The organism is Agrobacterium salinitolerans, from assembly GCF_002008225.1.
Lineage (GTDB): Bacteria > Pseudomonadota > Alphaproteobacteria > Rhizobiales > Rhizobiaceae > Agrobacterium > Agrobacterium salinitolerans.
The window spans coordinates 20,084-29,374 of record NZ_MRDH01000030.1; the positions used below are offsets into that span (position 1 = coordinate 20,084).

General features: G+C 57.4%; 9 protein-coding genes and 2 pseudogenes. 5 read left to right on the forward strand and 6 right to left on the reverse strand.

The genetic code is table 11. The features are described 5' to 3' along the window. Positions 1-79: 79 nt before the first annotated feature. The 4 genes from BS627_RS19915 to BS627_RS19930 form a co-directional block, all read right to left on the reverse strand. Positions 80-2,383 (reverse strand): xanthine dehydrogenase family protein molybdopterin-binding subunit, encoded by a 2,304-nt coding sequence (locus tag BS627_RS19915; protein WP_077984913.1) that lies wholly within the window; start codon positions 2,381-2,383, stop codon positions 80-82. Continuing rightward, positions 2,380-3,369 carry an FAD binding domain-containing protein gene (locus tag BS627_RS19920; protein WP_077984914.1) on the reverse strand — a complete coding sequence of 330 codons (990 nt, stop codon included), beginning with the start codon at positions 3,367-3,369 and terminating at the stop codon, positions 2,380-2,382. Before BS627_RS19920 ends, BS627_RS19915 begins: the two co-directional genes overlap by 4 nt. Beyond that, a complete protein-coding gene (locus tag BS627_RS19925) occupies positions 3,366-3,899 on the reverse strand; it encodes a 2Fe-2S iron-sulfur cluster-binding protein (protein ID WP_077984915.1) in 534 nt (177 codons plus the stop codon). Before BS627_RS19925 ends, BS627_RS19920 begins: the two co-directional genes overlap by 4 nt. Positions 3,900-4,012: 113 nt before the next feature. Beyond that, positions 4,013-5,002, reverse strand: coding sequence for an XdhC family protein (locus BS627_RS19930; RefSeq protein WP_077984916.1), 990 nt, complete (start codon positions 5,000-5,002; stop codon positions 4,013-4,015). Between the two features lie 265 nt (positions 5,003-5,267). On the opposite strand from BS627_RS19930, the gene BS627_RS19935 reads away from it, so the two are divergent. The 3 genes and pseudogenes from BS627_RS19935 (at position 5,268) to BS627_RS19945 (ending at position 6,535) form a co-directional block, all read left to right on the forward strand. Next, a complete protein-coding gene (locus BS627_RS19935) occupies positions 5,268-5,810 on the forward strand; it encodes a TetR/AcrR family transcriptional regulator (protein WP_077984917.1) in 543 nt (180 codons plus the stop codon). Positions 5,811-5,904: 94 nt separating this feature from the next. Continuing rightward, positions 5,905-6,134: pseudogene (locus BS627_RS19940) on the forward strand (AbrB/MazE/SpoVT family DNA-binding domain-containing protein). After that, positions 6,131-6,535 (forward strand): annotated as a pseudogene (locus tag BS627_RS19945) (type II toxin-antitoxin system VapC family toxin). The pseudogenes BS627_RS19940 and BS627_RS19945 overlap by 4 nt, the downstream one beginning before the upstream one ends. Before the next feature lie 93 nt (positions 6,536-6,628). Here the strand turns inward: BS627_RS19945 and BS627_RS19950 are convergent. Next, complete coding sequence (locus BS627_RS19950; protein ID WP_077984918.1) at positions 6,629-6,949, reverse strand: hypothetical protein; 321 nt, start codon at positions 6,947-6,949, stop codon at positions 6,629-6,631. Positions 6,950-7,396: 447 nt separating this feature from the next. On the opposite strand from BS627_RS19950, the gene BS627_RS19955 reads away from it, so the two are divergent. Continuing rightward, the gene (locus BS627_RS19955; protein ID WP_245307206.1) at positions 7,397-7,888 is read left to right on the forward strand and encodes a hypothetical protein; all 492 of its coding nucleotides are present in this window, start codon (positions 7,397-7,399) and stop codon (positions 7,886-7,888) included. Positions 7,889-7,894: 6 nt separating this feature from the next. Here BS627_RS19955 and BS627_RS19960 read toward each other — a convergent pair whose 3' ends face one another. Continuing rightward, entirely contained in the window at positions 7,895-8,743 is an 849-nt protein-coding gene (locus BS627_RS19960; RefSeq protein WP_245307208.1) for a hypothetical protein, read from the reverse strand. A 212-nt stretch (positions 8,744-8,955) separates the two neighbouring features. Between BS627_RS19960 and BS627_RS19965 the strand changes: the two genes are divergently transcribed. Next, positions 8,956-9,291, forward strand: a 336-nt coding sequence (locus BS627_RS19965; protein ID WP_276327107.1) for a contractile injection system protein, VgrG/Pvc8 family, incomplete at its 3' end; no start/stop codon positions are given.

Below are 9,291 nucleotides of genomic sequence, written 5' to 3' on the forward strand. Positions count from 1 at the left end.
CGGACCTCGAAATCTCCGATCCTGTTCCAGGAGCGATTGGGTTTGGATTTGAGTTTGACCGTTGTCTCTGTCACCGGCGTCAGTCGGCACCCATCATCAGCTTGTCCAGTGTAATTGGCAAATCGCGAACACGAATTCCTGTTGCATTATAAACCGCATTTGCAACGGCCGCGCCAACCCCGGTTATCCCGATTTCTCCTATGCCGCGTGCGCCCATCGGCGCCTGTGGGTCGGGTTTGTTAGTGTAGAGGATTTCGATTGACGGAACGTCCATTTGCACCGGCACGTGGTAATCCGCCAGCGAGGCGTTTACGATGCGGCCCGTCCGCTCATCGAAGTTGGTTTCTTCTGTCAGAGCAAGGCCGATACCCATGATGATACCGCCCTTGAACTGGCTGGTAGCCATTTTGGGGTTCAGTATCTGACCCGCATCAAAGGAACCCAAGAAGCGCGAAACACGCGTCTCACCCGTCAGCGCACTGACCCGAACCTCGCAGAACTGGGCGCCATAGGAATGCATGGAGAAGGCCTCCATTTCGGCTGGCCCAGGTGCTTCCGCCTCGCAAATGAGCTCTTCTCGCCCCGCCCTTTGCAGGATCGATTGGTAGCTCTCAAACCGGCTGTTGTCGCTGATGTGCGACAAACCGCCGTCTCTCGGCTCGACTTCGAGAAGCGACAGTCCGGCAAGCGGAGAGTCGTTGCCCGCAAGCTTGATGAGTTCCTCCACGAAGACTTCGGTTGCAGCAATGATCGCGCCGCCGATGGAGGCGGTCTGGGTCGAGCCTCCGGCGATCACGCCTTTTGGCAACCGGCTGTCGCCATATTCGAACGTCACGTGATCAAGGGGCAAGCCCAGTCGAGCTGCCAGATGCTGGACCTGAGCTGTTGCAGTTCCCATTCCCATGTCGTGCACGGCAGTTGAAACGGTTACGTGACCTTCAGCCGTCAGCCTGATACGGGCCGCGCCACCGGGAAACCGGTGGTAAGGGTAGGTTGCGGTAGCGCATCCCACGCCGATCAACCACTCGCCTTCACGTCTCTGGCGCGGTGTCCGGCTCCTTTTGTCCCAGCCAAATTTTTCTGCGCCTCTGTCGTAGGCTTCAATGAGGTAGCGCGAAGAGAACGGCTTGCCGGTCGTCGGATCCTTCTCCGGCTCGATCCGCCGGCGCAGTTCGATCGGGTCCAGGCCCAATTTTTCGGCCAGTTCATCGAGCGCGCATTCCAGGGCAAAGGTGCCAACGGATTCGCCCGGAGCGCGCATGAAGGTGTTGGCCAGCATATCCATGTCGGCCACATCCTGACCGATATAGTAGGTTCTTGCGCCATAAAGGTGGCGGGCTGGAAAGGTGAATTGTTCGGGACAGGAATTGTGCGACGTCATGGCCGCGGTTCCGGTGTGGATCAGTGCATCGAGCGTCCCGTCGGCTCTTGCGCCCAGGGCGACGCGCTGTTCAGTGACCGTGCGGCCGCCGATGATCCTGAAGACGCCTTCGCGAGACAGCATGATGCGCACCGGACGGCCCGCGAGTTTCGCCGCGGCGCAGGCGAGGATTTGATGATCCCAAAAGCACTTGCCGCCAAAGCCGCCCCCGACATAGGGCGAGGTGACATGAACGTTGCCGACATCGATGCCAAAAATATCGGCAAGCTGGCCAGTAGTCAGGTCGAGGAGCTGACTGGCATCGTGGACGCGCAGTTCGTCATCGTTCCACACCACCGTTGCGGCATGTAGCTCAATGGCGTTGTGGTTGTGGCGCGGGGTTCTGTAAACGAGATCGACCTTGACCTCTGAATTGGCAAGCGCGGTTTCCGCATCGCCGAGTTCAACGAATGGCGGCTGGCCTAGCAGGTTTTCAAGCTGGCGGGGCGTTTTTTTTGCTTCATCGAAAGACGTGACCGCCGGCAGCAATTGATACGTCGCCGTAACCAGTGAAGCCGCGTAATCCGCCTGTTCCTGTGTTTCGGCGAGAACCAGCGCGATCGGTTGGCCGTTCCAGTGGATTTCGTCATTTTGCATGACTGGAAGATTGCTTGCCCCTGCCGCTGTCGGAGAGGACATCATGAGAGATGGTGCCCTCATCCTCGGTGCATTTTTGTAGGTCATGACGAGGATGACGCCGGGTGCGGCCTCCGCGGCTCCGACATTAAGTTCGGTGATGCGCCCACGGGCAACGGTGCTGAAAGCGAGTGCTGCGTAGCTGATGTTATCGTAGGGAAACTCTGCCGCAAAGCGCGTCTTGCCCTGAACCTTCAGGGGGCCTTCGATGCGCGATACGGATTGCCCGAGGGAACCATGTTTGCGCAATAGCGGATCGGTTGTGACGGCAGGCTGCCACCGGCCTTGCCTGCCTGCCTCCGGCAGGGTCTGGGTATCGGCGCTCATGGGTTTTCTCCCTTCAAATCTTCGAGAACTGCGACAATAGTGCGTTTCGCCAGCTCAATCTTGAAAGCATTGTCCCGCAGACCAACGGCTTCGGCGAGTTCGGCCTCGGCCGCTGCTCGAAAGTTCTCCGCATTCGCCTTTCGGCCATTGAGATGCGCTTCGGCCTTTAAGGCCCGCCACGGCTTGTGTGCAACGCCACCGAGTGCAAGCCTCACGTCGTTGACGTTGCCCTCGCCATCGAGGTCCAGCGCAGCGGCAACGGAGACGAGAGCAAAGGCATAACTCGCTCTGTCTCTGACTTTTCTGTAGGCGGATTTTTTTGTGAAAGGCAGCGCGGGAATTTCAACGCTTGTGATGAGTTCGTCCGGGTGAAGTGCAGTTTCGATTTCCGGCGTGTCGCCGGGCAGACGGTGGAGATCACGCAGCGGCAGGCTGCGCTTGCCTGCAGGGCCATGGAGGTGAACCACGGCATCCAGAGCGACCATCGCAACGCACATATCGGACGGATGGGTGGTGACGCAGCTTTCAGATGCGCCGAGGATGGCGTGATAGCGGTTGAAACCATTGAGCGCGTCGCATCCTGCGTGGGGCTCTCGCTTGTTACAGTGGGCGGCATTGTCATAGAAATACCGACACCGGGTGCGTTGCAGGATGTTGCCTCCTACGGTGGCGACATTTCGAATTTGCGCGCTTGCACCTGCGAGGATAGCGCGGGAGAGAACCGGAAATTGGGTCCTGACCGCACTGTGGGCCGCAAGCGCGGTGTTCTTCACGCCTGCTCCGATCAGCAGACTGCCATCGGCACGCTGTTCGATGCTGCTTGATAGGTGCGTGACATCGATCAGTGTCTCTGGTTTTTCGACCGTCTCGCGCATGAGATCGACAAGATTGGTGCCGCCACCCAGATATTTTGTTGTCGACCCGGCCTGCTTGAGGGTTATCGCCGACGCGGCATCAGAGGCCTGATGATAGGAAAAGATATTCATGCCCGTGCCCTCCCGTCGGTCTGCATCGCGGTCTGCTGGACCAGCGTTTCAGAAATGGCTTCAACGATGCCGTTATAGGCACCGCAGCGACAGAGATTGCCGCTCATGCGCTCGCGGATTTCGGTGTCATCGGTGACAACGCTGTCGCTCGACAAATCGGCGGTGACGACGCTCGGGATGTTTCGCTCGATCTCGCCGGCCATGCCAACGGCGGAACAGAGCTGCCCGGGCGTGCAATAGCCGCACTGGAAGCCTTCATGTTCGATGAAAGCTTTTTGCAACGGGTGGAGGTTGCCGTTCATCGCCAGGCCTTCCACGGTTGTGATGTTGCGGCCCTGATACTGGACGGCAAGCGCCAGACAGGAATTGATGCGCTCGCCATCGACCAAAACCGTGCAGGCGCCGCATGCGCCTTGATCGCATCCTTTTTTGGTGCCGGTAAATCCGAGATAGTTGCGCATGAGATCAAGCAATGAAGTGCGGATGTCTGCCTCCACCTCCACTGGCGCTCCGTTGATGTTAAATCGCATTGGACATCTCCCTCATCTGAAGGTGCGCACTGAAAGTTTCTGGCCGCACCTATGAAGCTCATAGTGTTTATCTGCCTGTGGCTGCTGTCGGATATGTCGATCCGGCGGTAGCTCTAGCTTTGTGTCACGTAGGCCTGTCTCGACGCGGCGATGTCGGCGATGACAGATAGTGCCAGCGACTGCGCATCCCTTGCGCGACCGAAAACGCCGATTGGCGCTTTGATCCGCGCGATTGCCTTCTCCGAGTGTCCACTCCGGCGCAATCGCTCGACGCGTTTCTCATGGGTTCGGGGACTGCCGAGGGCGCCAATGTAAAAAGGTTTTGCGCGGAGTGCGGCCGCAAGGATCGGCACTTCGCGGTCGAGGTCGTGCTCCAGAAGTGCAACAGCTGTGTCCGGATCGATCACAGTGGCATCGACGGGTGTGTGGGGGGCATCCTTAAGAATGAAAACGTCGTATCCTGCGGCTCTCGCGACGCTCGCGGCGGTCTCGACCTCGAGAGAGCGTCCCGAAATAACCACTCGCACTTTCGGGCGGTAGCCTGTGACAAAGACACCGCCATGCCAGCCGGTTGGCGCACCCTCGAAGCCGGGTGAAATCTGCTCGAAACCCGGCGTATAGCGCAAGGAAGCGCCGCGCCGGTTATCCAAGAGCCTGGTGATGGAACAGAGTGGTTCAACATTTTTAACGAGATGAATGGCGACCGTGATGCCGCCTCCGCAGGGAAGAACGATATCGAAGAAGGGCGATCCTTCGCCCAGCATGACGAAACGATCATGTCCACTTCCTATCGCCTGCAAGGCCTCTGCAGCGACAGCCGCTTCCGTACATCCGCCAGAAACATATCCACAGTAATTGCCGTCCTGCGCGACTGCCATATGCGCGCCAAGCGGACGCGACGAGCCACCGCGTATTTCCACTAACGTGCAAAGCGCCACCCGTGAACCTGCATTGATGTTGTCAATGGCAAAGCTCATGACATCGTAGGCACTGTCGGTGGAAAAAGCTTTCTTCGGTGTCACCAGAATTGAGGCATCGACATTGCGAGGCAACCAATCGGCAGCATTATCGTTCAATCGGATGCTATCGGCCGATCCTGTCATAAGTGCCTCCCGCATTGTGACATCAGAATGAGTGAGTGACAGTTAAGTTCCTCAAGAACTTTTCGGTCGTCAGAGGCTCACCAGCGCCAATGGTTGATTTCGGCATGACATCCGCCTCCTATCTGATTTAAAGAAGCGTGTGGCGCACCTACAAACGGAGGCGCCTCCGTTTAACTTAGTGGCTTGCGATCATTCGTCAAGCGTTTTTTCGTGGAGTGGCCTTTCCGTGCCCAAGGAGCAAACGCCTCCGGTTCAACCGCCTCATATGCGCGCAGACGCCCGGCGAAACCGGGAAAAGCTGATGGAAGTTGCGGCGCTGGCATTTTCAGAGCAGGGCGCAGCGGCTTCGCTGGAGGATATTGCCAGGCGTGCAGGGGTCGGCATCGGCACGCTGTATCGGCATTTTCCGACGCGCGAACATCTTGTCGAAAGCGTTTATCGCCGCGAGCTGGAAATTTTGGCGACGGCTGCGCGCGACTTGATGCGGGAAGAAGAGCCCGCCAAAGCCATCGAAGAATGGATGAACCGGTTTGTCAGCTATATGGCCGCAAAAAAGGGTATGGCGAGCAGCCTGAAGCTCTTGTTTACGTCCAACTCGGCCCTTTTTGCCGAGGGCTCGAAGCTGTTGCATACGGCGTTTGACGAGCTGCTCGACAACGCTGCGAAGGCTGATGCGGTCAAGGGAGACATCGAGGGGGCGGACGTGCTGAATGCACTTTTCGGCATTTATTCCATTCCGGAAAGCCCCGAGTGGCGTGACCGCGCGCACAGGATCGTCAGACTGGTCATGGACGGCCTGCGGCGTTAGCTTGGGCGGCACCCGGACCTAGCGTTAGGGTGCCATCATCTTTGGACGATCGGTTAACCGCATTCCACGACCCCCGGGATTACGGGAGTTTGAGATGACAACAACGGTAACTGCCAAAGGGCAGGTCACCATTCCAAAAGCCGTACGCGAGCTTTTAGGGATTTCACCAGGAAGCTCGGTTGATTTCGAGCCGCCGATGGAAGGATAGTTCTCGTCAGGGCTGACAAGAAACAGCCACTCACGCGTTTTGCAAAGCTGCGCGGACATGCTGGTGAAGGTCTGGGTACCGACGCCATCATGGCCCTAATCCGTGGTGACGAGTGACGCTTGTCGATACAAAGGTCCTGCTTGATCTTGCGACAGATGACCCGGTTTGGGTCGACTGGTCAATCGAGCAACTCTAACTCGCAAGCGTTTCAGGTCCGCTGTTCATTAACGACGTTGTTTACTCGGAACTATCTGTTCGATATGAGCGGATAGAAGCGCTTGATGCTTTTGTTGATCGGGCGGGGTTGAAGCTCACCCCTTTCCCTCGCGCGGCGTTATTCCTGGCAGGTAAGGCCTTTACCAGATACCGCCGCGGTGGCGGTACCCGTAACGGTGTTTTGCCTGACTTTTTCATCGGCGCCCACGCCGCAATACAAAACCTTCCCTTGTTGACGCGAGATGTGGCTCGTTACCGGTCGTATTTTCCAACCGTCATTCTGATCTCACCTGAAGCATAGGCCTGCGCCGGTCTCGGCATTTCTGACCCGGAACCGGTTTCAGGGTCGGTTTGGCTCTGTTGGGACCCACGCAGACGATAGCTACAAGGGCTTTCAACTGGCAGGCTTGACGAGGCTGATTTCGGTTTTGCTGTCGAGGACGATATGCAGGTCCCGGATCATGCCGGCTGCCCGCAGCAGGGCGTTTCGCACCTCCTCATCGCTGCGCCATCCACTCTCTATGGAGAGTGCAATGGTGTGGAGATCAATGAGACTGTCACGGCTTGACCCGGATGGAATACCGATTGTTTCGCGCGTGTCGCGGATTCTTGCGACGGCCCGTTCAAGCATACGTCGCTTCTGATAGTCGTCGAGGTGGTCGAGCCTGTTCGCGTCTCGGATGAGCTCGGCAATGAAACTGTTGGTCAGGCTCATGGGACGAGGGTGCCGGGTCGGTTGACCGGCGTCAATACCAGACCTTCGGGGTGAGCTTCAGGCCGTGAAGTTGACGCCAGGATGTGACGTCGATGCATCACGGCGCGTGGCACTAAGGCGATCTTTTTCACTGAATTATATCTGCATCATTATATTTATTATAATAACTTTGATGGATTTTACGGAAGCAAAAAATGAGACGTGCATCATGCTGGCTTGTTTTTTCCGGATGGTCGGTGGCAGGGCGCGGAAATCCGGGGTTGCGTTCCGTTCGTGCACAATGAGATTATGGGTGCGGAGATTGCCGGAACGCAAACCTCTGTCAGTCTGATACTTTTGGGGGATCGATTGGCTTGGGTTTGTTACAGCGACAAAATGACGGTGAGACCAAGACGGAGTGATGATATGAAAAACGGAGCGTGCACATTCCGGCGTCGGCGCCTCAAAATGTCGACAATCAGCTGCTTTGCCGTCTTGTTGAGCTGCGCGGAAGCCGCGGCCACGCCAGCGGAAATGACGGGGGAGCGCCTTCTCTCCATCTGTGAAGCTCTCACCATGCAAGAAGCGATGGTCGATGGTGACAAACTCGACTGGCAGCGTATGTCCAGTGCCGACATTGAGGAGTGGCGTCGCAGCTTCGCAGGTTATAATGGCGGTTCTGTTGATGTCGTGGGTTGGCGACATGAGAGGGAAGGCGGCGCGGAGTTACTGTCGTTCTGGATTGCTGCCGGTCCTGATGGACACAAGGCGTGTGCCTTTGCCACGCCAAGACCTGGCGGCTTCCTGGATGCGTTATCGGATCGGCTTGGTGGACCAGATAGTCTCGATAAAAATGAGGCGATAAAAGCCGTAACCGCACTGTGGAAGCGGGGTGCGGTCGATTATTCCTTCGTTCAGGTAGGCTCGTCCGCCGTCATCAACATAAGCTCAAGGCGGTGAGATGGACTATTTCTGAGGCACAATAACGAGCAGGTTGAAACCCTCATCAATGTTGAATGTCTGCGGATTGAGCAGTTTATTGCCATAGGTGGAACTGAACCAGCACGCGGTCTTCTCATCATGAATTGCCGTTACGGTTTCCCGGATACTGCTGTTGATCGCGTTCACGATTTCGGTCCCTGCCTTGCCGCGCGTGTTGAGATGCATGAGTTTCTTCCGCGCGGGGCTTCCTGCATCGGAAACTGCGATGGATACCCTGTCTGTTGAATAGCTTTTTACCCGAACCCGCAGTCGCTTCGGGCGAGACGCATCAAACCGGTCGTTAATTTCTTTGATACGCGCCTTGATGTCAGCGTCCGCCCGGCGCTCCCGAGGCAAAACATCATCCGCCGGCGCAAGCTCGTCGGCGAACTGCGCGCGCGCCACTTCCGCGGCGTGATGGGCATAGGCAAGATGTGTCACCGGCAGTGCCCTCAGCCATTTGCGCCGTTGCGTGATCGCCATCGACTTTGCCGCCTCTTCGCCCAGTTTGGCGACGGAGAAGGTCTCGCGTTTCTGCCCCTCGTTGGTCATTAAGGTTGCCTGCCACACATCGCCTTCGGCCGTTTCAACACGCCTGACGCCGGAGATGCCGCTTCGGTTGTTTTTGCGCAGAAGCACGGCCTGCTCGTGGTTGGTAGCGGGCGGAATGGCGAGAATGATGGCGTCGCGATAGGCACGCGCCTGACGGTAGGCTTCGTCGCCCGAACCGTAGACACTGTCCTTGAACAGCCTGACGATTCTGTGGCCGCGCCGCCTTAGGCTCACCCACCAACCGGCGCCGTGGCGAACCCCGGCGGTTTCTTCGCGGTGCAAACCGTAACTATCGGCGTCGTGTTTCGTTTGCCTCGAAATTTTCTCGATCGTCACACCGTGCCCCGGCCTGTCAGATTTCATCGATGGATATTTGGCGTATCCAGGTTGTAGAATTCATGTTGAATCCTTGGTTTCGCCACAATGTTTGATTGCATTCTGTCGAGATTTTGACAGCTGATTGATTTTTTTGAGCTCTGCTATCGAGGTTCGCAATGAATGACCAGCCCTCATCCTCTGACTTCATTCAGGCGAGTCGTGTGCTCAAGGTCAAGTCGCCTTTGGGCGAGGATCAGCTTCTTCCGGAGCGTCTGACGGTCGAGGAAGGTGTATCGCAACTCTTCGACATCCGCCTGACCGTGCGGGCCAAGAAAGAAGCGGTCAAGCCCGAAGAACTGATCGGACGGCTGGTCGATGTTTCGGTCGAGATCAGCCAGGGCGATGGCGATGGCGGCGGTGTTCGCCGTCCGTTCAACGGCCTGGTTACCGAGTTGCATGAGGGTCCGCCTATCACTCGGGGCCTTCGCTCCTATGCCATGACCATCCGCCCG

Coding starts and splice junctions, on each gene's coding strand:
- BS627_RS19915 (WP_077984913.1), bottom strand. CDS start 2,383: ATGAGCGCCGATACCCAGACCCTGCCGGAGGCAGGCAGGCAAGGCCGG.
- BS627_RS19920 (WP_077984914.1), bottom strand. CDS start 3,369: ATGAATATCTTTTCCTATCATCAGGCCTCTGATGCCGCGTCGGCGATA.
- BS627_RS19925 (WP_077984915.1), bottom strand. CDS start 3,899: ATGCGATTTAACATCAACGGAGCGCCAGTGGAGGTGGAGGCAGACATC.
- BS627_RS19930 (WP_077984916.1), bottom strand. CDS start 5,002: ATGACAGGATCGGCCGATAGCATCCGATTGAACGATAATGCTGCCGAT.
- BS627_RS19935 (WP_077984917.1), top strand. CDS start 5,268: ATGCGCGCAGACGCCCGGCGAAACCGGGAAAAGCTGATGGAAGTTGCG.
- BS627_RS19950 (WP_077984918.1), bottom strand. CDS start 6,949: ATGAGCCTGACCAACAGTTTCATTGCCGAGCTCATCCGAGACGCGAAC.
- BS627_RS19955 (WP_245307206.1), top strand. CDS start 7,397: ATGTCGACAATCAGCTGCTTTGCCGTCTTGTTGAGCTGCGCGGAAGCC.